At 45.9% G+C, this 553-nt stretch carries 1 protein-coding gene; it reads left to right on the top strand.

Translation table 11 applies throughout. The features are described 5' to 3' along the window. Window positions 1-22 precede the first annotated feature (22 nt). Window positions 23-553 (top strand): SH3 domain-containing protein (locus R7Z77_RS27700; RefSeq protein ID WP_318137353.1); only part of this gene is annotated, 531 nt, incomplete at its 3' end.

Raw genomic sequence — 553 nt, 5'->3', positions numbered from 1 at the left:
AGAAACAGAAGGTAAAGGATTCATGGTCACAGCAAAACAACTTGGACGTTCGGCACTCGCATTAACATTGATCAGCTTATCTGGTTGTCAGCTGTTTCAATCAAACACGAATGCTGAGGTGGCTTCTCCGGTGATCGTGAACGATCATGCGCAAAGTATTATGGTGATCAGCGATCAAATGGACATGTACTTAAGCAGTGAAGGGCGGGAATCTTTCTTAAATCAAATGCTGGTGGCGCTTGAGTCGGACAGCCGAGATAAATTCAAAGGCAAAGATCCTGACACCTATTCGTGGTGGAAGATCCGCGTGCAACCTAATGAGTGGCAACAAGCTGAGATAGTCAGGCCAGTAGAAGAGGGAGTGGATACCTCTAACAAGCTGGAGTTTATGGATGTCTCCTATCGTTCAAAAACGGGGTTAAATTTGCGCTCCAAACCGAGTGTAGAGAGTACAAAGCTGGGGCAACTTGAAAAAGGCGAAGTGTTCAATGCGTTGGCGAGAGTAGAAGGAGAACCTTGGATTCTGGTTGAACAAAAAGGCGTTATTAAGGGC

It is taken from the genome of Vibrio sp. 1401, assembly GCF_033340295.1.
This window is presented reverse-complemented; position numbering and strand designations above follow the sequence as displayed.